At 67.9% G+C, this 24,394-nt stretch carries 22 protein-coding genes; 15 read left to right on the forward strand and 7 right to left on the reverse strand.

The features are described 5' to 3' along the window. Nucleotides 1–500 precede the first annotated feature (500 nt). The gene (locus ACLFA2_RS17380; RefSeq protein WP_031207583.1) at nt 501–2,012 is read left to right on the forward strand and encodes an Ig-like domain-containing protein; all 1,512 of its coding nucleotides are present in this window, start codon (nt 501–503) and stop codon (nt 2,010–2,012) included. 185 nt (nt 2,013–2,197) lie between these two features. Here ACLFA2_RS17380 and ACLFA2_RS17385 read toward each other — a convergent pair whose 3' ends face one another. From ACLFA2_RS17385 to ACLFA2_RS17400, 4 genes are all read right to left on the reverse strand, one after another. Then, nucleotides 2,198–2,680 carry a YbaK/EbsC family protein gene (locus ACLFA2_RS17385; RefSeq protein WP_021200364.1) on the reverse strand — a complete coding sequence of 161 codons (483 nt, stop codon included), beginning with the start codon at nt 2,678–2,680 and terminating at the stop codon, nt 2,198–2,200. Between the two features lie 99 nt (nt 2,681–2,779). Then, complete coding sequence (locus ACLFA2_RS17390; protein ID WP_036271558.1) at nt 2,780–4,009, reverse strand: MFS transporter; 1,230 nt, start codon at nt 4,007–4,009, stop codon at nt 2,780–2,782. After that, the gene (locus ACLFA2_RS17395; RefSeq protein WP_021200366.1) at nt 4,006–4,443 is read right to left on the reverse strand and encodes a MarR family winged helix-turn-helix transcriptional regulator; all 438 of its coding nucleotides are present in this window, start codon (nt 4,441–4,443) and stop codon (nt 4,006–4,008) included. The genes ACLFA2_RS17390 and ACLFA2_RS17395 overlap by 4 nt, the downstream gene beginning before the upstream one ends. 35 nt (nt 4,444–4,478) lie before the next feature. Further along, nucleotides 4,479–5,264, reverse strand: a complete 786-nt coding sequence (locus ACLFA2_RS17400; RefSeq protein ID WP_021200367.1) for an IclR family transcriptional regulator — start codon at nt 5,262–5,264, stop codon at nt 4,479–4,481. 104 nt (nt 5,265–5,368) lie between these two features. Here ACLFA2_RS17400 and ACLFA2_RS17405 point away from each other — a divergent pair, with 104 nt between their 5' ends. The 3 genes from ACLFA2_RS17405 to ACLFA2_RS17415 are packed head-to-tail and all read left to right on the forward strand — an operon-like array spanning nt 5,369 to nt 7,989. Continuing rightward, nucleotides 5,369–6,142: a CoA transferase subunit A gene (locus tag ACLFA2_RS17405; RefSeq protein ID WP_021200368.1), complete on the forward strand. Its 774-nt coding sequence runs from the start codon at nt 5,369–5,371 to the stop codon at nt 6,140–6,142. 1 nt (nt 6,143) lies between these two features. Further along, nucleotides 6,144–6,812: a CoA transferase subunit B gene (locus ACLFA2_RS17410; RefSeq protein WP_021200369.1), complete on the forward strand. Its 669-nt coding sequence runs from the start codon at nt 6,144–6,146 to the stop codon at nt 6,810–6,812. Beyond that, a complete protein-coding gene (locus tag ACLFA2_RS17415) occupies nt 6,805–7,989 on the forward strand; it encodes an acetyl-CoA C-acetyltransferase (protein ID WP_401121715.1) in 1,185 nt (394 codons plus the stop codon). Before ACLFA2_RS17410 ends, ACLFA2_RS17415 begins: the two co-directional genes overlap by 8 nt. Before the next feature lie 24 nt (nt 7,990–8,013). Here the strand turns inward: ACLFA2_RS17415 and ACLFA2_RS17420 are convergent, their stop codons facing one another. Next, the gene (locus tag ACLFA2_RS17420; protein WP_021200371.1) at nt 8,014–8,313 is read right to left on the reverse strand and encodes a hypothetical protein; all 300 of its coding nucleotides are present in this window, start codon (nt 8,311–8,313) and stop codon (nt 8,014–8,016) included. A gap of 9 nt (nt 8,314–8,322) precedes the next feature. Further along, nucleotides 8,323–9,528, reverse strand: coding sequence for a PLP-dependent aminotransferase family protein (locus ACLFA2_RS17425; RefSeq protein ID WP_401121712.1), 1,206 nt, complete (start codon nt 9,526–9,528; stop codon nt 8,323–8,325). A 209-nt stretch (nt 9,529–9,737) separates the two neighbouring features. Here ACLFA2_RS17425 and ACLFA2_RS17430 point away from each other — a divergent pair, with 209 nt between their 5' ends. From ACLFA2_RS17430 to ACLFA2_RS17465, 8 genes are all read left to right on the forward strand, one after another. Beyond that, nucleotides 9,738–10,994, forward strand: a complete 1,257-nt coding sequence (locus tag ACLFA2_RS17430; RefSeq protein WP_021200373.1) for an MFS transporter — start codon at nt 9,738–9,740, stop codon at nt 10,992–10,994. Nucleotides 10,995–11,057: 63 nt separating this feature from the next. Further along, nucleotides 11,058–12,464: an alpha,alpha-trehalose-phosphate synthase (UDP-forming) gene (locus ACLFA2_RS17435; RefSeq protein WP_021200374.1), complete on the forward strand. Its 1,407-nt coding sequence runs from the start codon at nt 11,058–11,060 to the stop codon at nt 12,462–12,464. A gap of 78 nt (nt 12,465–12,542) precedes the next feature. Then, complete coding sequence (gene otsB, locus ACLFA2_RS17440; protein WP_426621713.1) at nt 12,543–13,340, forward strand: trehalose-phosphatase; 798 nt, start codon at nt 12,543–12,545, stop codon at nt 13,338–13,340. A gap of 9 nt (nt 13,341–13,349) precedes the next feature. Continuing rightward, nucleotides 13,350–15,068, forward strand: a complete 1,719-nt coding sequence (gene ilvD, locus ACLFA2_RS17445) for a dihydroxy-acid dehydratase (RefSeq protein ID WP_021200376.1) — start codon at nt 13,350–13,352, stop codon at nt 15,066–15,068. 51 nt (nt 15,069–15,119) lie between these two features. Continuing rightward, nucleotides 15,120–16,922, forward strand: a complete 1,803-nt coding sequence (locus ACLFA2_RS17450) for an acetolactate synthase large subunit (RefSeq protein WP_021200377.1) — start codon at nt 15,120–15,122, stop codon at nt 16,920–16,922. A 3-nt stretch (nt 16,923–16,925) separates the two neighbouring features. Beyond that, on the forward strand, nt 16,926–17,435 hold the full coding sequence (gene ilvN, locus ACLFA2_RS17455) for an acetolactate synthase small subunit (protein WP_017830816.1): 510 nt from the start codon (nt 16,926–16,928) through the stop codon (nt 17,433–17,435). 79 nt (nt 17,436–17,514) lie between these two features. After that, entirely contained in the window at nt 17,515–18,543 is a 1,029-nt protein-coding gene (gene ilvC / locus ACLFA2_RS17460) for a ketol-acid reductoisomerase (protein ID WP_029265509.1), read from the forward strand. A gap of 138 nt (nt 18,544–18,681) precedes the next feature. After that, nucleotides 18,682–19,911: an alpha-L-fucosidase gene (locus ACLFA2_RS17465; RefSeq protein WP_426622484.1), complete on the forward strand. Its 1,230-nt coding sequence runs from the start codon at nt 18,682–18,684 to the stop codon at nt 19,909–19,911. Between the two features lie 18 nt (nt 19,912–19,929). Here ACLFA2_RS17465 and ACLFA2_RS17470 read toward each other — a convergent pair whose 3' ends face one another. After that, entirely contained in the window at nt 19,930–21,081 is a 1,152-nt protein-coding gene (locus ACLFA2_RS17470; RefSeq protein ID WP_021200380.1) for an ROK family transcriptional regulator, read from the reverse strand. A gap of 200 nt (nt 21,082–21,281) precedes the next feature. Here ACLFA2_RS17470 and ACLFA2_RS17475 point away from each other — a divergent pair, with 200 nt between their 5' ends. Genes ACLFA2_RS17475 through ACLFA2_RS17485 form a run of 3 tightly spaced genes read left to right on the forward strand, consistent with a single transcriptional unit; the run spans nt 21,282 to nt 24,392 of the window. Next, entirely contained in the window at nt 21,282–22,541 is a 1,260-nt protein-coding gene (locus ACLFA2_RS17475; RefSeq protein WP_029265506.1) for an ABC transporter substrate-binding protein, read from the forward strand. 47 nt (nt 22,542–22,588) lie between these two features. Next, nucleotides 22,589–23,494 carry a carbohydrate ABC transporter permease gene (locus ACLFA2_RS17480; RefSeq protein ID WP_017830811.1) on the forward strand — a complete coding sequence of 302 codons (906 nt, stop codon included), beginning with the start codon at nt 22,589–22,591 and terminating at the stop codon, nt 23,492–23,494. After that, nucleotides 23,484–24,392, forward strand: a complete 909-nt coding sequence (locus ACLFA2_RS17485; protein WP_029259044.1) for a carbohydrate ABC transporter permease — start codon at nt 23,484–23,486, stop codon at nt 24,390–24,392. Before ACLFA2_RS17480 ends, ACLFA2_RS17485 begins: the two co-directional genes overlap by 11 nt. Nucleotides 24,393–24,394 lie beyond the last annotated feature (2 nt).

Here is a 24,394-nt window from a genome sequence, read left to right on the forward strand (position 1 = left end):
CCGGATCAGCGCGAAAACAGCGCCGCCGCTACTCCCGGACGGTCCCGGACATCCCCGGTCGGTGTCCCGCGATCCGCGTGTTTCGGGGCTTTCCGGGGCGGTCGGGGTACGTCGGGGACTCAGGCCCAAGCTCTCTTAATCAGTGGGTTCTGGGTTCAAGTCCCAGGGGGTGCACGGAACAGCCTCAGTAGATCTCGCCATCTACCGAGGCTTTTCTGTTTTCCCGGTTGCTCCCCGATGGGGCGAACCTTTCCGCCCGCTTCTCCTCGACGTGTCGGCCGTGCTCGCCCCGCGTGACGACGGCGATGTCATCGTGTGTCCGAGCGACGAGCGCGACGGATTCTGCGGTATCGCGTAATGGATCGAGCCCGCCGCCGTCTCTCATATGGGGACACATGCCTCGCGCCCTCGGACGCCTCACTGCTTCGCAGCAGCGCCGACGGGATGGGCTACATCAAGAACTGGGGAAGATCTTGTACGAGAGAAACGGTGGCGCCGTCGTGCGCCGGAAGACAACCGCGATCATCGCCGCTGCGGCCGCAGCGCTGGGCGCCGTGATCACACTGGCCGGTGCGGGAGCCGCCTCAGCTGCGGAGTACGACTATCCCGCGGCCATCGATCCTTCGTCGATCACCGTGACCACGGTCGGGGGCGGCGGAGCGGTCTCGCAGTGGGACCAGGTGCGGGTCGACGCCGAGTGGTCGGTGCCGGACGGCGCGGTCGGTGGACAGACCTTCGGGTTCACCCTGCCGAAGGAGTTCGCCCGGGCGGGGACATCCTTCTCGGTACCCTCTGCGGAGGATCCGAGCAAGACGATCGCCGAGTGCACCGTGAGCACCGACGCCGCACCGGTCGTCACCTGCACGCTCACCGACTACGTGAACGGGCGCACCGGGGTCAGCGGCTCCCTGTGGTTCGTCGCCTCCGCCGATGAGCAGACGACCGAGAGCACGGTGGAGTTCACCGTCGATGGCACCATCACGCCCGTCGAGATTCCCGGCGGCGGCATCGGACCGTCGTCGCCGCTGCCCACAGAACCGCAGAAGTGGTCGTGGCAGACGGATGACGGCAGGATCGCGTGGCAGCTGGCGCTGCCGGGTGCGAGCTTCGCGGGCGCGGAGTCGATCGTCGTCGACGACACCCTGACCGGGGCGGGCGACGGATTCGCCGAACATCACAACGAGGATGAGCAGCTCGAGGTATGGAGCACGACGATGCAGGATCGGGATCCGCAGTCGATCACGAACTGGACCGGATCATGGAACGACGGCGGCACGGCCTTCCACCTCGTGATTCCCGGCCCGATCGACCCGACGCGGATGTACTTCGTCAAGTACTTCACGGTGCCGAGCTCGCAGGTCGACGGTGCCACCTACGCCAACACCGCCGACGTCAACGGGATCAAGCTCCAGGACAGGGAGGTGTGGTCTGTCACCGGTGGGGGAAGCGGAGACGGCGACGCCACCGGCGCATTCACCCTCACTAAGGTCGTCGGCGGCTCCGGTTCGTCTGAGGTACCGGCCGATGCCGTCTACACCGTGCGCTACAGCTATGGCGACCCGGTCGTCGAGCGCACCGTCACGGTCACGGCGGGGGCGACCGCACCGCTCATCCAGCTGCCCACGGGGACCGTCGTCACACTCGTGGAACTCACGCCACCGGCGGTCGAGGGGGTCGACTGGGGTGTTCCCGTGTTCTCGGGACCCGATGTGCACTCCGTGGCCGACGGCGGAGCGCAGTTCACCGTCGGCTCCGGTACGACACTCGCGGTCACGCTCACCAACACCGCGACGACGACGCCGCCCGTGATTCCGCCGACGACACCGCCGACACCGCCCACCGCGGTCACTCCGCCCACCGAGCTGCCACTCACGGGTGGGTCGTCGCTGGCCACCACCGGTGGCTATGTGCCCGCCGCGATGCTCTGGGGCGGCGCCGCTGCGCTGCTGCTCGGCATCGCTCTGACCGTTCTCGGAGCGGTCCGGGCGCGCTCGCGCGCGGCCCAGGACTGATCCATCGGACGACTGATCCATCGGACGACTGGTCCATCGGACGACTGATCCACCGGACGAGGCCGGTGCCGAGGAGTCTCCTGCTCCGCGGTACCAATTTCGTCGTACCGGCTTCGTCGCGCGCGGGAGAGCAAAGGCTCTCCGGTCTTCCGCGAGATCCTTCTCCGTGAGGTCGTTCCCGGGAGTCAGACGACGGCGATCACCGTCGCGTCCGTGATACGGCGGAGCTCGTCGAACGTCAGTGGCATGACGGTGTGCGGATGGCCCGCGGCCGCCCACAGCTCTCGATGGTCCCGCAGTGCTTCGTCGATGAACGTGCGGAGCGGCGCGGGGTGCCCGACAGGCGCGACGCCGCCGATCGCCTGGCCGGTCGCCGAGCGGACCACGGATGCGGGCGCCATGGACACGTCGTCCGCGCCGATGCTCGCCCGCAGGGTGGAGAGCTCCACGCGGTGACCGCCGCTGGTCAGAACCAGGACGGGGACGCCATCGGCGAGGAACACCAGACTGTTGGCGATCGCCGCGACGTCGCACCCGATCGCCGCAGCGGCCTCCACGGCTGTGCGTGCGGAGTCCGGAAGCACACGGATCGCTGTCTCGACGCCGGCGTCCACGAGATGCTCATGCACGAGACGGCTGCGTTCGGGGAGGGAAGGCGTTTCGCTCATCGCCCCACGATATCCAAGGCGCAGGCTGCCGGATCCAGAGGGTGCAGGCTGCGACGCCGGAGCGGGCTCCGCTGGCCGTTCCGACGTCGCAGGTCCGGTTCAGGCGGCGTCGCCCACGAGGATAGCCGCGGCGTCCTCCGTCGTCGCGTCCGCAGGCTCGTCGTCGATGTGCGCGAGCACTCGGCGTCCCAGGAACACCGTGAGTGCGGCCAGCAGCACCGAGGCAGCGGCGAACAGGTAGGGAACCGTCGCGTTGAACGCGTGCCACAGCAGCGCCGCGATCGGAGGAGCCATCGCACCGCCGAGGAATCGCACGGCGGAGTACGCCGAGGAGGCGACGGAGCGCGGAAGATCCGTGGCCTCCATCACGGCCTCCGTGAGCACGGTGTTCATGACGCCGAGCAGGAGCCCGCCGATGACGATGCAGGCGACGAGAGCAGCGGCGTTCGCGACCAGGAGGCCGGCGGCGACGAGGTCGATCGCCAGGAGGGGGAGCACGACGAGGATGATGCGCGTGCGGGGCATCCGGCGCATCAGGATCGGCGCGACCCACACGCTGGTGACGGCGAGTGCGACGCCCCATCCGAAGAACGTGAAGCCGATTCCCATCGCGCCGAAGCCGAGGGGGAACGGCGAGAACGCCAGCAGCACGAAGAAGCCGATGTTGTAGAACAGCGCTGTGATCGCGAGGACCGCCAGTGCGGGACGCCGCAGCGCGGCGAACGGCGCGGAGAACTTCACGGGAACCCGCTTCTCCCCGGGCCCCCGCAGCAGCACGAGCACGGCAACGAATGCGACGGCCATCAGCACGACGACGCCGAAGAACGGGCCGCGCCAGCTCTGCTCCCCGAGGAGTCCGCCGAGGAGAGGGCCCACGGCGATCCCGAGGCCGAGCGCCGCTTCGTAGAGCACGATGGCGGCGCTGCTGCCACCTGACGCGGCGCCGACGATCGTAGCGAGCGCGGTCGAGATGAACAGGGCGTTGCCGAGGCCCCAGCCTGCCCGGAAACCGATGACGGCGTCGACACTGCCGCTCAGGGCGCACAGCAGGGCGAAGACCACGATCAGCGCCAATCCGATGAGCAGGGTGGCCTTCGCGCCGATGCGGCTCGAGATCCAGCTGGTCACGAGCATCGCGAGCCCGGTCACGAGGAGGTAGCTGGTGAACAGCAACTCGGTCTCGACCGGCGAGGCCTGGAGCGATTCCGCGATCGCGGGCAGGATCGGGTCCACGAGGCCGATGCCCATGAAGGCGACGACGCACGCGAATGCGACGGCCCACACCTGGGCCGGTTGCTTCCACACCGAGGGGGTGGCGGGGGTGTTCACCGAGATTCTCCTGTTCGATCAGTGGCGGTGTGCGCGGCGAGAATCTCCGCCGCACGCGTGAGGGCAGCCCATTCCTCGTCGCTCAGCGCGGCGAAGCGCGGGGCGAGCGTGTCACGGAACTCGGCGCGCCAGGCGGCGAGGGCGGCGGTTCCCCGTGGAGTGATGTCGACGACCGTCGCTCGTGAATCGTCGGGATCGGGGGAGCGGAGCACGAGTCCTTCCCGTTCCAAGCCGCCGAGGAGACGGGTCATGCCGGGTTGGGTGGTGCGGGCGGCCGCGGCGAGTTCACCCACCCTTCTCGCGCCTGCCTGTTCGAGGAGGCTCAACACTCGCCACTGCGCCGCAGGTGCGTCGTTCCCGGCGTCCTGAGCGGCGATGCGGCCGAGCGCGTACCCCGACAGCACCAGAGAGGGGATGACATCGACGCGATTCATACCAACGAGTATATACCGGTTGGTATGAATGGTCGTCACCGCCTGGTGCTGGCGATCCTCGCGGAGAGTTGGTGCGCGTGCGCGAGGAGCGTGCGACCGAGTTCGGCCATCCGGTCCGGGCCGAAGCGGAACTCGACGCCGGTCAGACTCAATGCCCACTCCGGACGTCCGGCGCGATCGAAGACCGCAGCGCCCAGCCCCCAGCTGCCCTCGACGATCAGGCCGGGGTTGACGGCATAGCCCCGTTCCTTGGTCTCGGCGAGGCGTGCTCGGAGGGGGAGCTGACCGTGCGCGCGCCCCCACGCTCCCTCCAGCTCGGGGTGGCGGTCGAGATAGGCATCCACATCGTGGTCGGGGAGGAACGCCAGGATGGCGAGTCCGGCGCTGGCGACGCCGAGAGGGAAGCGGACCCCTTCGCTGAGCACGAAGGAGCGGATCGGGAACGACCCTTCCTCGCGAAGCAGGCACACCGTCTCGTCCGCCCGTCGCACGGAGAGGAACGCGCTCTCCTCGGTCTTGACCGCGAGGGAGCGAACGATGTCGCGGGCGAGCGTGGTCACGTCGTAGCGCGCCGCCGCCACGGATCCCATGAGGAACAGCTCCGGCCCGGGCATCCATCGCGTGCTCGCGCCGTCGCGATCAACGAGACCTTCCGACTTGAGGGCGCTCAGAAGACGGTGGGCAGTGGAGCGCGAGAGCTCAGCGGCGACGGCGAGCTCCTGTAAAGAGGCTCCGTCCGAGCCGGCCGCGGTCACCAGGCGCAGCAGGCGCGCGGCCCTCGCGATCGCCTGCGTGCCGGGTACTGAAGAGGCGGGTTCCATAATGTGGACGCTACCTCCGTGTTCGGCCACATCGCAAGATCTGGCTTCCCCGCAGACGGCTCTTCGGCGGATGCTGGGGTGAGCACGGAATCGAAGGAGCCGACGTGATCGACAAGCAATGGGAGTCTGCGGAGGCTGCCGTCTCCGACATCGAGGACGGAGCGTCGCTGGCCGTCGGCGGTTTCGGCCTGTCCGGGAACCCGATCGCCCTGATCGAGGCTCTCCTCGCGCAGGGCACCAAGGGCCTCAGCGTGGTGAGCAACAACTGCGGAGTGGATGACTGGGGACTCGGCGTGCTGCTCGCCGCCCAACGCATCCGCAAGATGACCTCGTCGTACGTGGGGGAGAACAAGGAGTTCGAACGTCAGTTCCTGAGTGGCGAACTCGAACTCGAACTCACCCCGCAGGGCACCCTGGCAGAGAAGCTCAGGGCCGGCGGCTCGGGGATCGCCGCGTTCTACACCCAGACGGGCGTCGGCACGCAGGTCGCCGAAGGCGGGCTGCCGCGTCGGTACAACCCCGACGGAACCATCGCCACCGCCTCGCCGGTGAAGGACGTGCGCGTCTTCGCGGTGAACGGGCAGCCGAAGGAGTTCGTCCTGGAAGAGGCGATCACCACCGACTTCTCGCTCGTGCACGCGGCACGCGGCGACCGACACGGCAACCTCGTGTTCAACAAGGCCGCGCGCAACTTCAATCCGCTCGCCGCGATGGCCGGTCGCATCTGCATCGCGCAGGTCGAGCAGCTGGTGGAGCCGGGCGAGCTCGACCCCGACGACATCCACCTCCCCGGCGTTTTCGTGCACCGGATCGTCGAGGTGGGCACTGACATCCCCAAGCGCATCGAGCGGCGGACCGTCGCCGTGGAAGGAGCCTGAGATGTCACTCACCCGTGAGCAGATGGCGGCCCGCGCGGCGATCGAGCTGGAGGACGGCGCCTACGTCAACCTCGGCATCGGCCTGCCCACCCTCGTACCCAACCATGTCCCGCCCGGGGTCACGGTCGTCCTGCAGTCGGAGAACGGCATCCTGGGCGTCGGTCCCTACCCGCGGGAGGACGCTGTCGACCCAGACCTCATCAACGCCGGCAAGGAGACGGTCACCACCCTCCCCGGAGCGGCGTTCTTCGACTCCGCGACCAGCTTCGGCATGATCCGCGGCGGCAAGATCGACGCGGCCATCCTGGGAGCGATGCAGGTCTCCGTGAGAGGCGACCTCGCGAACTGGATGATCCCGGGCAAGATGGTCAAGGGTCCCGGCGGCGCCATGGATCTGGTTCACGGAGCCGGCCGCGTCATCGTGCTCATGGAGCACGTGGCCAAGGACGGCTCCGCGAAGATCGTCGACGAATGCTCGCTGCCGTTGACCGGTCGCGGTGTCGTCGATCGGATCATCACCGACCTCGCCGTGGTCGATGTGACGGCCGAAGGCCTGGTGCTCGTCGAGACGGCGCCGGGCGTCACGGTCGACGAGGTCATCGCCGCCACGGAACCACCGCTCACCATCTCCCGCACTCTCCTCACCGGAAGGACCACAGACCATGACTGAGAACGATGTCGTCATCGTCGCCGCCGCCCGCACGCCTCAGGGTCGCCTCAAGGGGCAGCTCGCCGCGTTCACCGCACCTCAGCTCGGCTCCTTCGCCATCCGAGGTGCGCTGGAGCAGGGCTCGATCGATCCGGCTGACGTCGACGCGGTCATCGTCGGCCAGGTGCTCGCCGCGGGGTCGGGGCAGAACGCGGCGCGTCAGGCGGCCATCGGCGCAGGGATCGGGTGGGACGTTCCCGCGCACTCCGTGAACAAGGTGTGCCTGTCCGGTTTGACCGCCATCATCGACGCGGCGCGGATGATCCGCACCGGCGACGCCGATGTGGTCGTCGCCGCCGGGATGGAATCGATGACGCGCGCGCCCCATCTGCTCATGGGATCGCGCGACGGCTGGGCGTACGGCAGCGTCGAGGTTCTCGACCACATGGCATACGACGGCCTCACGGATGCGTATGACCGGGAGAGCATGGGCGCGTCCACCGAGCGGCACAACGCGCGCTTCGGACTGACCCGTGAAGCGCAGGACCGGGTGGCCGCGCTGTCGCATCAGCGGGCGACGGCAGCGCAGGAGGCAGGTCTCTTCGACGAGGAGATCGTCGCCGTCGACGTGCCGCAGCGTCGGGGAGAGCCCGTGCGCGTGACGAGGGACGAGGGCGTGCGTCCGGACACCACCGTCGAGACCCTCGCGGGACTGCGTGCCGCGTTCGCAGAGGGAGGTTCGATCACGGCGGGGAACTCGTCACCGATCTCCGACGGTGCCTCGGCTGTGGTGGTGACGACACGACGGACTGCGGACGCCAAGGGATGGCCCGTGCTCGTGACCGTCGGAGCGAGCGGTCAGACCGCCGGTCCCGACAACTCGCTGCAGGCGCAGCCGGCGCGTGCCATCGAACGTGCGTGCGAGAAGCAGGGCATCGCGCCCGCCGATCTCGACCTGGTGGAGATCAACGAGGCCTTCGGCGCTGTCGTCTCCCGTTCGCAGGAGGAGCTCGGCCTGGACGAGGGCATCGTGAACATCCATGGCGGCGGCATCGCCATCGGCCACCCGATCGGCGCATCGGGGAACCGGCTCGTGGTGCATGTCGCACATGAGCTCGCTCGTCGAGGTGGCGGTACGGCCGCCGTCGGCCTCTGTGGCGGTGGCGGTCAGGGAGAAGCCCTCATCCTCACCCGGTGACAAGAGTCTCGGGCGGGGAGGACGTCAGGGGCGAGCGTCCTTCGCGTGGTCCTGCGTGTCGGCGAGAGCCTTCTGCGACCGGAACTGCAGTCGCTGGGCCTTCTTCGCCTTCTTGACCGACTGGGGCGAGTCGGCGTCGACCAGGACGCCGCGGCGCTCACGGTTCATGTCGACGACGGCGCCGACCGCGAGTGCCATCGTGATTCCCCAGCTCACCCACGACAGGACGGCGCGCCAGGTGATCGGCTGCTCGCGCGTGCCGCGCAGCAGGGAGACCCCGGCAGAGATCGCAGCGACAAGTCCAGTGCTGAAGAGGTAGCGCATGCCCCCACGCTACCTTCCCGTACCCCAGGTCGCACCGAGCCTTGACAAGCCCTCCCTGATCCTGGCAGGGGAGTATGTGGTGAAGGACAGGCGGAGGGTGCGTTCGTCGGGGATACCGGAGAAGAACGACGTGCCCGGCACGAAAGCGACGTCGTGAGCGAGCGCTGCGGGAAGCGCCGATGCGGCGTCCCGTCCCTCGGGGAGTCGAACCCAGACGAACATGCCACCGTCGGGTCGGTTCCAGCTGCTTCCGTCCGGGAGCGCGGAGGGAAGCAGCTCCAGCATCGCGTCGCGACGAGCGGCATACGCTTCGCGGATGCGTGAGAGCGCGAGCTCGCCGCGACCCGAAGCGAGGTAGTGGGCGGCCGCTGCCTGGTCGATCGTGGAGGTGTGCAGGTCGGCCGCCTGTTTGGCGATCGTGATCGACGAGCGGATGTCGGCCGTGGTGCGGATCCAGCCGATGCGCAGGCCGGGTGCGATCACCTTGGAGAAGCTGCCGAGGCTGATGACATGTTCGGGGGCGAACGCGGCGAGCGAGGGGAGGGCATCCCCCGAGTACCGCAACTGGCGGTACGGCTCGTCCTCGACGATCCGGAAGCCTCGGCGCTGCGCGATCGCGGCGATCGTGCGTCGTGCTTCGACATCGTGCGTGCGTCCGGTCGGATTCTGAAACGTGGGCACGGTGTAGAAGAACTTCGGTCCATGGTGCGCGGCGAGGCGGTCCAGTGCGTCGAGGTCGAGGTCATCGCCGACGTAGGGGACACCGACGACGCGGGCACCGGCCAGCGCGAACGTCTGGAGCGCTGCGAGGTAGCAGGGCTCCTCAACCAGGATCGTGTCGCCGGGATCGACGAGCGTCGTCGAGATGAGCCCCAGCCCCTGCTGCGACCCCGTCGTGACGATGAGGTCGGATGCCGCGGTGGGTAGCCCGTCGGACGAATAGCGTCTGGCGACCGCGTCCCGCAGTCCCGGGTCTCCCTCGGACGTGGAGTACTGGAGCACCCCCGGGGAGTCGAGCACGGCATCGAACGCGGCGCGGATGCCCTCGACGTCGAAGAGCTCGGGCGCGGGGAGCCCGCCGGCGAACGAGATGACCTCGGGGCGCGCGGTGAGGGCCAGCAGGTCGCGGACCGGCGAGGTCTTGGCACTGCCGGCACGCTGTGAACGCGACGGGAGGGAGAGGATCGGCGCGGCGGCCTGCGGGGCAGTGGGCAACGGGGACTCCTCGGGCGCTTGTCGTTGGGCGGGTGTCGCCCAGACTAGACCCGTCCCGAGGCGCCGGCTTCCCTGCTGTTCCCCGGGCCGACCCGCTATCATGGTTTGGTCGCGGCTCGCCCGCGGCCGCACCCCGTGTATCTACCGGCCGTCGGCATTCCGACGGACAGCGGCGGCACCCGACATCGCGTCCTCGACGCGCGAGAGCCATGACACGCGCCACAGCAATCCCACCACTCACCGAGCCGAGCCTTCTGCGTCTCGCCGGTCTGCCCTACTTCCTGATCGCCTTCATCGCGCGGCTGCCGTTCGCCATGATGGTGGTCGGCGTCCTGACCGTGGTCGTGTCCGCCCGCGGTTCCCTGTCCCTGGGCGGGCTCACCTCCGCAGCCGTCGGCCTCGGCACGGCCTGCTTCGGGCCTCTTCTCGGCGCCGCCGCAGACCGCTTCGGTCAGCGCGTCGTCCTGATGGTGCTCGCCCTCGCCAACGGCGCCATGCTCCTGCTCTTCACGTTCGTGGTCTATGGCACCGCGGCAGACGGCTTCGTGCTGCTGGCCGCAGTGGGCATCGGAGCCACCGCCCCGCAGGTCGCACCGCTCTCGCGCTCGCGGCTGGTGACGATCATCAACGAACGGATGGCCGTGGCTCGCCGCGCCAAGACGGTGTCGGGCACGATGGCCTACGAGTCCGCGGCCGACGAGACCGTGTTCGTCTTCGGTCCCTTCCTGGTCGGTATCCTCGCGTCCGCCATCGCGCCGTGGGCGCCTCTGGTCGGCGCGGCCGTGCTCACGGTGGTCTTCGTCGGTGCCTTCGCTTTGCACCCCAGCGGTCGACACGTGTCGCAGGATCGCGACGCCGACGGCAGGGCGCCGTCCGCCGTCTCCGAGCTGTTCCGCCCGCAATTGCTGATCGTCGTCCTCGGCATCCTCGGAGTCGGGATCTTCTTCGGCACGATGCTCACCTCGCTGACGTCGTTCATGGCCGATCGCGGCGCGCCGGAGCAGGCCGGGCTCCTCTACGGGGTCATGGGCGTCGGTTCCGCCATCCTCGCGCTCGGCGTCGCCTGGCTTCCTGCCGCCTTCTCGATGCGGGCGCGATGGCTCGTCTTCTCCGGCATCCTGCTGGCGGGCACCCTTCTGCTCGGATTCGTCGACACACCGGGCACGATGATGCTGGCGCTCGCGATCATGGGAATCGGCATCGGACCCACCCTCGTCACGCAGTACAGCTTCGGCGCCGCCCGCAGTCCGCGCGGACGCTCGGCCACCGTCATGACCATGTTGGGATCCGGTGTGGTCGTCGGTCAGTCGATCGGAGCCGCGTTCGCCGGTGAGATCGCAGAGAACGTCGGCACTCCTGCGGCGCTTCTCTTACCGATGATCGCGGCGTTCATCGCCTTCGCGGCGGGCCTGGCCAACTGGTTCCTGACTGGTGTGGGGCGCCGGGAGGCTCTCGTCAAGGCCTGAGCGACGATCCGCGGAAATCCGCGTTCCTCGATAGCCTGGAGGAAACCCCCGGGAGGAGCCCTCGTGGCCGCAGCAGATTTCGTCGTCGTCGCCAACCGCCTGCCCGTGGATCGCGTGGTGGGGCCTGATGGTGAGGAGACCTGGCGCACCTCTCCGGGCGGACTCGTCGCCGCCCTCGAACCCATGATGCGCAGTGTCCACGGAGCCTGGGTGGGCTGGCCCGGTCAGGCCGACGTCGAGCTGGAGCCTTTCGAGGCCGACGGCATCGATCTGATTCCGGTCGCGCTGAGTGCCCAGGAGGTGGCGGAGTACTACGAGGGCTTCGCGAACGACACGATCTGGCCGCTCTATCACGACGTGATCGCTCCTCCGCAGTACCACCGCGAGTGGTGGGATGCCTACGTCACCGTGAATCGACGGTTCGCCGAGGCGGCCGCTGATGCCGCGGCGCCGGAGGGCACGGTCTGGGTTCACGACTACCAGCTGCAGCTCGTGCCGCAGATGGTGCGCGAACTGCGCCCGGATGTCACGATCGGGTATTTCCATCACATCCCGTTCCCCGCACACGGGCTCTACGCGCAGCTGCCCTGGCGTGACCAGGTGCTGCGCGGGCTGCTCGGCGCCGACGTCATCGGTTTCCAGCGCGCGCAGGACGCCACCTACTTCCTGACCGCCGTACGCCGGCGGCTGCGCTACGAGGTCAAGGGCCCCCATGTCTCCGTCCCCGAGGGAGAGGGCACCCGAACGGCGATGGCGCGGGCATTCCCGATCTCGATCGACACCACCCCGTATCTCGAGCTCGCTGCCCGCGAGGATGTGCGCGCGAGGGCGGCGGAGATCCGCGCGAGCCTCGGAAACCCCAAGCGCATCCTGCTCGGTGTCGACCGGCTCGACTACACCAAGGGCATCCGTCACCGCATCAAGGCATACGGCGAGTTGCTGGCCGAGGGACGCCTCAAAGTCGAAGACGTGACGCTCGTGCAGGTCGCCAGTCCCAGCCGGGAGCGTGTGGATGCGTACGTGCACCTGCGCGACGAGATCGAGCTCGCGGTCAGCCGCATCAACGGCGATACCGACACGATGGGCCATTCCGCGATCCGATATCTTCACCAGGGCTATCCGCGCGAAGAGATGGTCGCGCTGTACCTCGCCGCAGATGTGATGCTGGTGACGGCCCTGCGGGACGGCATGAACCTCGTCGCCAAGGAGTATGTCGCGACCCGCGTCGACGACCGCGGAGTGCTGGTGCTCAGCGAGTTCACCGGCGCCGCGGATGAGCTGCGGCAGGCGGTCCGGGTGAACCCGCACGACATCGAGGGTCTCAAGGATGCGATCATGACGGCCGTGGAGATGCCTCCGGCGGAGCAGGGGCGGCGTATGCGGTCGCTTCGACGTCGGGTGCTGGACAACGACGTCGACGCGTGGTCGTCGTCGTTCCTGGCGGCGCTCTCCGAGGTCCGTGGTCGCTGACGTTCCTCCACGACCGAGATACTGAGCGTGCGGCTCACGCCGGAGCCGCCGAGAACCACCCCTGTGATTGGAGAATCCGTGACGCGTCCCTGGACCCCCGGAAGTGCTGACGACGAACTGCAGGCTCTGGCTGCCACACCGCGGTTGGTGGTCGCCCTCGACTTCGACGGCACGGCTTCTCCTCTGGTCGCAGACCCGATGGCGGCACGGGCGCTTCCCGAGGTGGCGGTTCAGGTCGAACGCCTCGCCGCTCTGCCGGACACGCTCGTCGCCTACGTCTCCGGTCGCAGCATGCACGACCTTCGCGTGATCACCGAGCACACGGACGACTCCGCGATCGCGCTGGCCGGCTCACACGGCGCCCAGTACTGGTTCCCCGGCGAGGGCGACGTGGACGCACCAGGCGAGGAGACGGAAGAAGGGGCTCGGGAAGAGCTCTGGGCTGCGGCGAAGCCGATCATCGAACGGTACGAGGGTGCGGAGTTCGAGCCCAAGACCTTCGGCATGGGCGTGCACACCCGCCGTGCGGACCGGGAGACCGAGCAACGCGTCTTCGCCGAGATCGACGCGCTCGTCGCCGAGCGATTCCCGCACTGGCGGCGGCGCTCCGGGCACCGGGTTCTCGAATTCTCCTCGCGCACCGAGGGCAAGGACGCCGCGATGGCCGCGCTCCGCGATCGCTTCGATGCCACGGGGATCCTGTTCGCCGGCGACGATGTGACCGACGAGGACGCGATGCGTGTGCTCGGAGAAGGCGACCTCGGCGTGCGCGTGGGCCCGGGGGAGAGCGTCGCGACCTTGCGTGTGGACACTCCACAACAGATCGCCGAGCTTCTGGAGGCGTTGGCGGACGAACGCGCCTCTCGTCGGCAATAGACTTCCGTCATGTCCTCGCATGATCCCTCTCACAGCGCGCCCATCGACATCAAGCCCCGCAGCCGCGTCGTCACCGACGGCATCGAGGCCACGACCTCCCGAGGCATGCTCCGTGCCGTCGGCATGGGAGACGCCGACTGGGACAAGCCGCAGATCGGCATCGCGTCGAGCTGGAATGAGATCACTCCCTGCAACCTGAGTCTCGACCGTCTCGCTCAGGGGGCCAAGGAAGGCGTGCACTCCGGCGGCGGCTACCCGCTGCAGTTCGGCACGATCTCCGTCTCGGACGGCATCTCGATGGGCCACGAGGGGATGCACTTCTCGCTCGTGTCGCGCGAGGTCATCGCCGACTCCGTCGAGACCGTCATGATGGCCGAGCGCCTCGACGGTTCCGTGCTCCTCGCCGGCTGCGACAAGTCGATCCCCGGAATGCTCATGGCCAGCGCGCGCCTCGACCTGTCGAGCGTGTTCCTGTACGCCGGGTCCATCGCTCCCGGCTGGGTCAAGCTCTCTGACGGCACCGAGAAGGACGTCACGATCATCGACTCGTTCGAGGCGGTCGGTGCCTGCCGTGCCGGTCTCATGAGCGAGGAGGACCTCAAGCGCATCGAGTGCGCCATCGCTCCCGGCGAGGGTGCCTGCGGTGGCATGTACACCGCCAACACCATGGCGTCGGTCGCGGAGGCCCTCGGCCTCAGCCTTCCGGGCTCGGCGGCTCCGCCCGCAGCGGATCGTCGTCGCGACTACTACGCCCACCGCTCGGGCGAGGCCGTGGTGAACCTGCTCCGTCAGGGCATCACGACGCGCGACATCCTCACCAAGGAGGCGTTCGAGAACGCGATCGCCCTCGCGATGGCCCTCGGTGGTTCCACGAACGTCGTCCTGCACCTGCTCGCGATCGCCCGTGAGGCCGACGTCGAGCTGAGCCTGCACGACTTCAACCGCATCGGCGACAAGGTCCCGCACGTCGCCGACATGAAGCCCTTCGGCAAGTACGTGATGAACGACGTCGATCGTCACGGCGGCATCCCCGTGATCATGAAGGCGATGCTCGACGAGGGCCTGTTGCACGGCGACGCGCTCACCGTCACGGGCAAGACGCTCGCCGAGAACCTCGCCGACCTCGACCCGCAGCCGATCGACGGCGAGGTCATCCACACCTTCGACAACCCGATCCACGCGACCGGCGGCCTCACGATCCTGCACGGCTCCCTCGCCCCCGAGGGCGCTGTCGTCAAGACCGCCGGCTTCGACGCCGCCGTGTTCGAGGGCCCTGCACGCGTGTTCGAGCGCGAGCGCGCCGCCATGGACGCGGTCGCCGAGGGGGAGATCGAGCCCGGCACCGTCATCGTGATCCGCTACGAGGGCCCCAAGGGCGGACCGGGCATGCGCGAGATGCTCGCCATCACTGCGGCCATCAAGGGCGCGGGGCTCGGAAAAGATGTACTACTCTTGACTGACGGACGATTCTCAGGCGGCACAACCGGCCTGTGCATCGGCCACATAGCACCCGAAGCGGTGGACGCAGGTCCTATCGCCTTCGTGCGCGATGGTGATCTGATACGGGTCGATATCGCAGCTCGCTCTCTCGATCTACTCGTCGACGAGGCAGAGCTCGCCTCCCGCCGTTCTGGCTGGGAGCCGCTTCCCCCGCGCTACACCCGAGGCGTTCTTGCCAAGTACTCGCGCCTCGTGCGGTCCGCCGCCGAGGGAGCGACCACCGGCTGACCCGGACGCTCCGACGTCCGGCGTCCTCCACAGATCATCAGAAGGAAACTCATGACTGCTGATACCGCCCCGGCCGTGCCGAGGCCGCCCGCCCGTCAATCCTCTGCGCCGGAGATCACCGGCGCGGAGGCCGTGGTCCGCTCGCTCGAGCTGCTTGGCGTCACCGACGTGTTCGGTCTTCCCGGAGGTGCGATCCTCCCGGTCTACGACCCGCTCATGGATGCATCCGAGCTGCGCCACATCCTGGTGCGGCACGAGCAGGGCGCCGGTCACGCCGCCGAGGGCTACGCATCGGCCTCCGGCAAGGTCGGCGTGTGCATCGCGACCTCCGGGCCCGGTGCGACCAACCTCGTGACCGCGATCGCCGATGCCTACATGGACTCGGTTCCGATGCTCGCCATCACCGGCCAGGTGTTCTCGACGCTGATGGGAACGGACGCGTTCCAGGAAGCCGACATCGTGGGCATCACGATGCCGATCACCAAGCACTCGTTCCTGGTGAAGGATGCCGCGGACATCCCCGGCGCGATCGCCGCGGCCTACGAGATCGCGGGCACCGGACGCCCCGGCCCCGTGCTGGTCGACATCACGAAGGATGCGCAGCAGGCGACCGCCCCGTTCGTGTGGCCGCCCAAGATCGACCTCCCCGGCTATCGTCCCGTCACGAAGGCGCACGGCAAGCAGATCCAGGCTGCGGCGACGCTGCTCGCCGAGGCCAAGAAGCCGGTGCTGTACGTCGGCGGTGGTGTGATCCGCGGCAAGGCGTCGGCGGAGCTCCTCGAGCTCGCGGAGTCCACCGGCGCGCCGGTCGTCACCACGCTGATGGCGCGCGGCGCGTTCCCCGACTCGCACCCCCAGCACCTCGGAATGCCCGGCATGCACGGCACGGTTCCCGCCGTGCTGGCGCTCCAGGAGGCCGACCTCCTGGTGTCGCTCGGTGCCCGGTTCGACGACCGCGTCACGGGTAAGGCGGCTCTGTTCGCGCCGAACGCGAAGGTCGTCCATGTCGACATCGACCCGGCCGAGATCTCCAAGATCCGCACGGCCGATGTGCCGATCGTCGGCGACGTGCGCGATGTGCTCACCGATCTCGATGCGGCCTTCCGCGGGGCGACCTCCGGCGCGAAGCCCGACATCGAGGAATGGTGGTCGTACCTCGACGGACTGCGCACCGAGTTCCCCCTCGGATACGCGCCGACGACGGACGGCCTCCTGGCTCCGCAGTATGTGATCCAGCGGATCGGCGAGCTCACCGGTCCGGAGGGCATCTTCGCCTCCGGCGTCGGTCAGCACCAGATGTGGGCGGCACAGTTCATCAAGTACGAGCGTCCGAACGCCTGGTTGAACTCCGGCGGTGCCGGCACGATGGGTTACTCGGTGCCGGCCGCGATGGGGGCCAAGGTGGCGCAGCCCGAGCGTCCGGTCTGGGCGATCGACGGCGACGGCTGCTTCCAGATGACGAATCAGGAGCTCGCGACCTGCACGATCAACAACATCCCGATCAAGGTCGCGATCATCAACAACTCGTCGCTCGGCATGGTCCGACAGTGGCAGACGCTGTTCTATGACGGCCGTCACTCCAACACCGACCTGAACACGGGTCACGGCACGATCCGCATCCCCGACTTCGTGAAGCTCGCCGAGGCCTACGGCTGCCTCGCGATCCGCGTGGAGAAGGAAGAGGAGGTGGACGCCGCCATCCAGCTCGCGCTCGAGACGAACGACCGCCCCGTGGTGATCGATTTCGTCGTGAGTGCCGACTCCATGGTGTGGCCGATGGTCCCGCAGGGAGTCAGCAACAGCTATGTCCAGTACGCCCGCGAGCACGCGCCCGCATTCGACGAGGAGGACTGATCCATGTCGACCCACGTGCTGAGCCTGCTGGTGGAGAACACCCCCGGCCTGCTGACCCGTGTCGCGGGGCTCTTCGCCCGCCGCGGCTTCAACATCGACTCCCTCGCCGTCGGCGTGACGGAGGTGCCGGGCATCTCCCGCATCACCGTCGTCGTCGACGTCGACGAGCTTCCGCTCGAGCAGGTCACCAAGCAGCTCAACAAGCTGATCAATGTGATCAAGATTGTCGAGCTCGACTTCGCCACCTCCGTGCAGCGCGAGCACATGCTCGTGAAGGTGCGCACCGACAACGCCACGCGCTCGAACGTGATCGAGGTGGTGAACCTCTTCCGCGCCTCCGTGGTCGACTACGCCTCCGACGCACTCGTGATCGAGGTGACCGGTGACAAGGGCAAGGTCGATGCGATGCTGCGCGCGCTCGAGCCCTTCGGCATCAAGGAGATCGCGCAGTCCGGCCTTCTCGCGATCGGCCGCGGCGGCAAGAGCATCACCGAACGCGTCCTGCGCGGCTGACCAACCCGAGTACCGAGTTTTCGCCGCTCATCGAGTGCGCGAAGCAAGACGAAACGCAAAGAACAAGGAGAAACACATAGTGAGCACCGAGATCTTCTACGACGCCGATGCAGACCTGTCCCTGATCCAGGGCAAGAAGGTCGCGATCGTCGGCTACGGATCGCAGGGTCACGCCCACGCGCAGAACCTGCGCGACTCGGGTGTCGAGGTCGCGATCGCCCTCAAGGAGGGCTCCAAGTCGGCAGCCAAGGCCGAGGAGGCCGGCTTCCCGGTGAAGACCGTCGCCGAGGCCACCGAGTGGGCCGACGTCATCATGATCCTCGCGCCGGACCAGCACCAGCGCACGATCTACAGCGAGTCGATCGCGCCGAACCTGACGGCCGGCAAGACGCTCGCCTTCGCGCACGGCTTCAACATCCGCTTCGGTTACATCGACGCTCCCGAGGGTGTCGACGTGATCCTGGTCGCCCCGAAGGCTCCCGGTCACACGGTCCGTCGCGAGTTCGTCGCCGGCCGTGGCATCCCCGACATCATCGCCGTCGAGCGCGACGCATCGGGCACGGCCTGGGACCTCGCGCTCTCGTACGCCAAGGCCATCGGCGGCACCCGCGCCGGCGTCATCAAGACGACCTTCACCGAGGAGACCGAGACCGACCTGTTCGGTGAGCAGGCCGTGCTCTGCGGTGGCGTGAGCCACCTGGTGCAGGCCGGCTTCGAGACGCTGACCGAGGCGGGCTACCAGCCGCAGATCGCGTACTTCGAGGTTCTGCACGAGCTCAAGCTGATCGTCGACCTGATGTGGGAGGGCGGCATCGCCAAGCAGCGCTGGTCGATCTCCGACACCGCCGAGTTCGGCGACTACGTCTCCGGCCCGCGCGTCATCGACGAGCGCGTCAAGGAGAGCATGAAGGGCGTGCTGGCCGACATCCAGTCCGGCGCCTTCGCGAAGCGCTTCATCGACGACCAGGACAACGGGGCCGAGGAGTTCCTGGCACTGCGTGCGAAGGAGGAGCAGCACCCGATCGAGGTCACCGGCAAGGAACTGCGTTCGCTCTTCGCGTGGAAGCAGCAGGATGAGGACTACGTCGACGGCAGCGCCGCGCGCTGATTCGATTCTCGAAAGAACGGGCGTCCCTTCGGGGGCGCCCGTTCTTCGTGACCGAGGTCATTCTGCCTCTAAACATCCGATGTCTATGCCAGGATGGAGGACATGCGACAGGAATGGTTTGACCGGGCCCGGTTCGGCATGTTCGTCCACTTCGGCCTCTACAGCGGCGCTGCCCGGCACGAGTGGGTCCAGAACTACGAACGCCTCACCGATGAGGACTACCGGCAGTATTTCGAGCACTTCGACCCGGATCTCTTCGATGCGACCGCCCTGGCGCGCACGGCGAAGGAGACCGGCATGGGATACGTGGTGCTCACCACGAAGCACCACGACGGATTCTGCCTCTGGGACTCGAAGCTGACGGACTTCACGTCGGTGACGAACACCGGACGCGACCTCGTGCGCGAGTATGTGGAGGCGCTGCGGGCCGAGGGCCTCAAGGTCGGCCTCTACCACTCGGTGATCGATTGGCATCACCCCGACTTCACCGTGGACTGGAATCACCCGCGCCGTGACGACGAGGGCGCGCACGCGCTGAACGTCGGGCGCGACATGGCCGCGTACCGCGACTACCTCCACGGGCAGGTGCGCGAGCTCCTCACGGAGTACGGCGACATCGACTACCTCTTCTTCGACTTCACCTACCCCGAGGAGAAGGACGGATGGGTGGGCAAGGGGCCGGGCGACTGGGACGCGACAGCCCTGCTCGCCCTGTGCCGGGAACTGCAGCCGAACATGCTCGTGAATGATCGTCTGGGCATTCCGGCCGACTTCGTCACCCCCGAGCAGTACCAGCCGACCTCGCCGATCGTGCGTGACGGTGTGCCGCTGATCTGGGAGGCGTGCCAGACGCTGAACGGCTCCTGGGGCTACCACCGTGACAACACCGATCAGAAGTCGCCCACCATGCTCGTGCAGATGCTGGTGGACTCTGTGTCGATGGGCGGCAACATGCTGTTGAACATCGGCCCGGACGGACGTGGGGCGATCGCGCCCCGCGATGCGCAGACGCTGGGAGAGATCGGCGAGTGGATGCGCCTGCATCGGGGCGCCGTGATCGGCGCCGGGCACGCGTCGTTCACCCCGCCGCGCGAGGGGGTGTACACGCGTAGGGGGAACCGCCTGTACCTGAACCTGTTCAGTTGGCCGATGGGCTTCGTGCACCTGCCGGAGCTCGCCGGGAAGGTGTCGTACGCGCGGCTGCTGAACGACGGATCGTGGCTCCGGACGAGCGTGTCCGATCCGGATCGCGAGGCGGATCTGATGACGCCTGCGGGGGAGGCCGAGGGGACGCTGACGGTGCACCTCCCGGTGCGACGCCCCGACGTGCTCGTGCCCGTGATCGAACTGACGATGATCGACGACTGAGTCCCTCGTGGCGGCGGCTCAAGCCGTCGCCACGGGGATGTCCATGCCCTCGAGCGCGAGGCGCGCGGCTCCATGCAGGATGGCATCCGCACCCGTGGTCGCGGACTCGATGCGCAGGCGCTGCGTGGCGAGCGGGTGGCACGCCTCGTAGACCCGGCTGCGGACGGCGGCGATGAACGGTTCGGATGCGCTCATGCTGCCGGTGAGGAACACGGCGTGCGGGTTGAAGAAGTTCACGACGCCGGAGAGCGCCTGTCCGAGATGGGTGCCTGCGGTCCGCACCAGCGTCGTGGCCAGGGGATCCGCATCGCGCGCCAGGCTGAGCACATCGGTCGTCGTGTGCACGGAGTCGTTGCCGCGGTCTCGCATCTGCCGCACGAGGCTCGCCCCGCTCGCCACGGTCTCGAGGCAGCCGGTGTTGCCGCAGGAGCAGGGGATGTCGCCGCTGCCGTCGATGCGGGTGTGCGTGATGTCGCCGGCGGCGGAGGTCGCACCGCGGTGCACGCGGCCGTCGACGATGATGCCGCTGCCGATCGCGGTTCCCGCCTTCACCGTGATGCTGTGGCCGGTGTGGCCGAAGCGCTCACGGTGCTCTCCCAGGGCGGCGAGATTGGCGTCGTTGTCGACCGCCACCGGAACGTCGTAGCGCGTGGAGAGGTGCTCGCCGACGCGGAACCCCGGCCATCCGGGCATCCGCGATGGCTGATCGACCGAGCCTGTCGCGATGTCGACGGGGCCCGGAAGGCTGATGCCGATCGCGTGGACGCGGCCGGCGGACGCCAGGCGGTCGAACACGACACCGAGGCGGTCGAGCGTCGCCTCGGGGCCCTCGGTCACATCGACGGCGATCGACTCGCTGTCCAAGAGGGCGCCACTGAGGGAGTGCCTGCCGATGCGCGCGTGGCCCCCGCCGAGGTCTGCCGAGAGTACGAAGCCGTCCGCGGCGATCTGGAGGACCCGGGGACGTCGTCCGCCGCGCGAGGTGCCGTCGCCCGCTTCGCGGAGGACTCCGGCGTCGAGCAGGGACTGCACGCGGAGTCCGACCGTCGATGCGGCGACGCCGAGCGATGTGGCGAGCTCCGATCGCGAGCGGGCCTCGCCGCGCGCGACGAGGTCGAGGATACGCCGCGTGTGCGGGTCGTCGACGGTGGTGTCAGCGGTGTTCGTCATGGGAGCACTTTCCTGTCGGAGCATCGTCAGCGTAGCGGGGGATGGTCGTGTTTCCCGGGAGTTACGAATTATCAAAGTCCGATAAACATCGGATGTTCAGCTTGCGGCCCCTTCCGAAGTATGAAACGGTAACTTCATACGAAATCCTACTAGGTTAATTCGAGCCTCGAAATAACCAGTTCCCTTCCAGGAGGCATTCAATGAAGAAGTTGCGTGTAGGGGCTGTTGTCGCCGTCGCCGGCGTCGCAGTCGCGATGACCGGCTGCGCGAGCGGCAACGGCACCGGCGGTTCCGCCGACGGCGACACGATCGTCGTCGACATGTGGGCGGGGAGCGAGTCCGACGTCGATGCCCTCGAGGCCCAGGTCGCATTCGCGCAGGAGCAGAACCCCGACATCAAGATCAAGCTGCAGACGTCGCCGTGGAGCGACTTCTTCACGAAGCTGACCACCAACATGGCCAGCGGCAACATGGCGTGCGTGACCGGTATGAGCGGAGCGCAGCTGGGCGGCTACACCGGCGGATTCCGTGAGCTGAGCGATGCCGACCTCAAGACGGCCGGCATCGACTGGTCCGAGTTCAACCCGAGCGCCGACGGCATCCTCAGCTTCGAGGGCAAGACCTATGGCGTGCCCTTCGACGTCGCCACCATGCTCGTGTACTACAACCAGGACATGCTGACCGCAGCGGGCGCCCCCACCCCGGAGATCGGGTGGACGTTCGACGACTTCGACACCATCGCCGCCGCTGCCACCAAGGACGGCAAGTACGGCTTCGGCATGGGCATGGGTGGATACCAGTGGATGTCGATGCCGATCGCGTACTCCGCGACGCAGCCAGCCTCCGAGGACGGCACCCTGCACATCGACGAGAAGGCGTTCGTCGACGCCTCGACCTGGTACGCCGAGCTCGTGACCGAGAAGAAGGTCGCGGCCCCCGTGGCGTCCGCCTCCGACACCGGATGGGGCGAGAACCAGTACACCGGCGCCAATGCCGCGATGGCCGTCGACGGCACGTGGAACGCCGTGAGCTACCTCGACAACGAGTCCGGCTTCGCCGCCGGCATGGTGCCGCTGCCCGCAGGCGCGGACGGCAACCCCGGCCCGATCCTCGGCTCCGGTTACGGCATCTCGGCCAACTGCAAGAACCCGGAGGCCGCCCTCAAGGTCATGGGCTCGCTGCTGGGCGAGGACGCGCAGGACTACATCGCATCCTCGGGACGCTCGTATCCCGCGCGCACGTCGTCGCAGCCGCTGTACTTCGAGTCCATCGACGAGAAGTACCGCGACCAGGTGCAGTCGGTGTTCGAGGCCGCGTTCGGCGACACCGTTCCGCTGTACATGACGAAGAACTGGCAGAAGCTCGACAGCTACATCCAGCCCAACCTGGTCAGCGTCTACAACGGTCAGATGACGATGGAAGAGCTGCTCTCCAACGCGCAGGCGCAGTTCGGCGAGTGACCCGGCTCCGGCCACCGCAGTAACGCAGCAACAGAGAAAGAACTGAGATGACGATCACGACGAGACGTCGACGATCGCTCGCCAAGGTGGAGGCCGGTCAGGCGCTGGGGTTCGCAAGCCCCGCCCTGATCGGGCTCGCCCTGTTCACGATCGTGCCCGTCGGGCTCTCGATCGTGATGAGCGTCTTCGACTGGCCGACCTTCGGCGAGCGGACCTTCAACGGCGTGGACAACTACGTCAAGCTGTTCACCAGCAGCCCCGACTTCTGGCCGGCGCTGCGCAACTCGGCGGTGTACACCCTGCTCTACGTGCCGCTGAGCGTCGCTCTCTCGCTCGTGCTCGCTCTCGGCCTCGGATCGCGAATCCGCGGACGAGGAGCCCTGCGCGTGCTCTTCTTCATCCCCGTGGTGACTCCGATGGTCGCCAACGTGCTGGTGTGGAAGATGATGCTGCAGCCGCAGGGGCTGTTCAACGGTCTCTCGCAGACCTGGTTCGGCATCGAGCTGCCGAACTTCCTCGCCGACCCGTCATGGGCCATGATCATGGTCGTCGTGATGAGCGTCTGGCAGGGGCTCGGCTACAACATGCTGATCTTCTCGGCCGCTCTCGAGCAGCTCCCCGAGAGCGTGCTGGAGGCGGCGAGCATCGACGGCGCCCGAGGGTTCCGCCGGGTATGGAGCATCATCATCCCGATGATCTCGCCGTCGATCTTCTTCGCGACGATCATGACGATGATCACCTCCCTGCAGGTGTTCGTCCAGCCGCAGATGCTCACCGGCGGCGGTCCCGGCAACGCCACCAAGCCGCTCGTCATGTACATCTGGGAGCAGGGGTTCACCTTCGGCGACCTCGGCCTCGCCGCCGCAGCCGCGTGGATCCTCTTCGCGATCATCATCGCGATCACCGGGCTCCAGTTCGCCGCGCAGAAGAAGTGGGTGCACTATGAGCACTGAGACCCTCGTCCGCCCCACGGGCCGTGCCGGCCGCTCCGATCGGGAGCGTGCGCGCGGCGCGGCGACCACACCGGGTGCCCGCGCGCGACTGATCCTCGCCCATGTCGCGATCTACATCGCGGCGCTGATCTTCATCTCCCCGCTGATCTACGCGTTCTTCTCGGCGCTCAAGCCGAACGCCGAGATGTTCTCGATGCCGCCGACCCTGGTGGGTTCCGAGCTGCGGTGGAGCAACTTCGTCGACGTGTTCGCCTACGGGCCGTTCCTGACCTACATCATGAACTCCTTCATCGTCGCGATCGGCGGCACCCTCGTCGTTCTGGTCGTCTCGACCACGGCAGGGTACGCCTTCGGGCGTCTGCGCTGGAAGGGCCGCGACGCGGTGTTCGTGCTGTTCCTCGCGACGCTCATGGTGCCGGCCGAAGTCCTCGTCATCCCAATGTTCCAGGTGATGCAGTGGTTCAACTGGGTCGACACCTACCAGGCGCTGATCCTGCCCTTCGCCTTCGGGGCCTTCGGCACGTTCCTGATGCGGCAGTTCTTCCGCGGCATCCCGTACGAGCTGGAGGAGGCGGCACGCGTCGACGGCGCCGGCCCCGTGCGCTCGTTCCTGCAGATCATCCTTCCGCTGTCGAAGTCGGCCGTGGCGGTGCTCGCGGTGTTCACGTTCCTCTCGTTCTGGAACAGCTACCTGTGGCCGCTGATCGTGACGGTCGACTACAACGCGCACGGAACGCTCCCCGTCGGACTCGCGAGCTTCGCAGGACTCACCGGCACGCGGTGGGACCTGCAGATGGCCGCGGCCATCATCTCGATGGTGCCGACGACGATTCTCGTGATCGTGTTGCAGAAGCACCTCGTCAAGGGCATCGCGATGGCAGGACTGGGCGGGCGCTGAGC

Origin of the sequence: Microbacterium sp. As-52 (genome assembly GCF_049949185.1) — a bacterium.
GTDB lineage: Bacteria > Actinomycetota > Actinomycetes > Actinomycetales > Microbacteriaceae > Microbacterium > Microbacterium maritypicum_A.

What these genes read in the sequence shown, in the direction of transcription:
- ACLFA2_RS17465 (WP_426622484.1), top strand. Translation starts at nt 18,682, where the DNA reads ATGTTCGTCCACTTCGGCCTCTACAGCGGCGCTGCCCGGCACGAGTGG.
- ACLFA2_RS17385 (WP_021200364.1), bottom strand. Translation starts at nt 2,680, where the DNA reads ATGAGCGAAACGCCTTCCCTCCCCGAACGCAGCCGTCTCGTGCATGAG.
- ACLFA2_RS17400 (WP_021200367.1), bottom strand. Translation starts at nt 5,264, where the DNA reads ATGGAACCCGCCTCTTCAGTACCCGGCACGCAGGCGATCGCGAGGGCC.
- ACLFA2_RS17420 (WP_021200371.1), bottom strand. Translation starts at nt 8,313, where the DNA reads ATGCGCTACCTCTTCAGCACTGGACTTGTCGCTGCGATCTCTGCCGGG.
- ACLFA2_RS17410 (WP_021200369.1), top strand. Translation starts at nt 6,144, where the DNA reads ATGTCACTCACCCGTGAGCAGATGGCGGCCCGCGCGGCGATCGAGCTG.
- ACLFA2_RS17475 (WP_029265506.1), top strand. Translation starts at nt 21,282, where the DNA reads ATGAAGAAGTTGCGTGTAGGGGCTGTTGTCGCCGTCGCCGGCGTCGCA.
- ACLFA2_RS17415 (WP_401121715.1), top strand. Translation starts at nt 6,805, where the DNA reads ATGACTGAGAACGATGTCGTCATCGTCGCCGCCGCCCGCACGCCTCAG.
- ilvN (WP_017830816.1), top strand. Translation starts at nt 16,926, where the DNA reads ATGTCGACCCACGTGCTGAGCCTGCTGGTGGAGAACACCCCCGGCCTG.
- ACLFA2_RS17485 (WP_029259044.1), top strand. Translation starts at nt 23,484, where the DNA reads ATGAGCACTGAGACCCTCGTCCGCCCCACGGGCCGTGCCGGCCGCTCC.
- ACLFA2_RS17450 (WP_021200377.1), top strand. Translation starts at nt 15,120, where the DNA reads ATGACTGCTGATACCGCCCCGGCCGTGCCGAGGCCGCCCGCCCGTCAA.
- ACLFA2_RS17430 (WP_021200373.1), top strand. Translation starts at nt 9,738, where the DNA reads ATGACACGCGCCACAGCAATCCCACCACTCACCGAGCCGAGCCTTCTG.
- ACLFA2_RS17480 (WP_017830811.1), top strand. Translation starts at nt 22,589, where the DNA reads ATGACGATCACGACGAGACGTCGACGATCGCTCGCCAAGGTGGAGGCC.
- ilvD (WP_021200376.1), top strand. Translation starts at nt 13,350, where the DNA reads ATGTCCTCGCATGATCCCTCTCACAGCGCGCCCATCGACATCAAGCCC.
- ACLFA2_RS17470 (WP_021200380.1), bottom strand. Translation starts at nt 21,081, where the DNA reads ATGACGAACACCGCTGACACCACCGTCGACGACCCGCACACGCGGCGT.
- ACLFA2_RS17395 (WP_021200366.1), bottom strand. Translation starts at nt 4,443, where the DNA reads ATGAATCGCGTCGATGTCATCCCCTCTCTGGTGCTGTCGGGGTACGCG.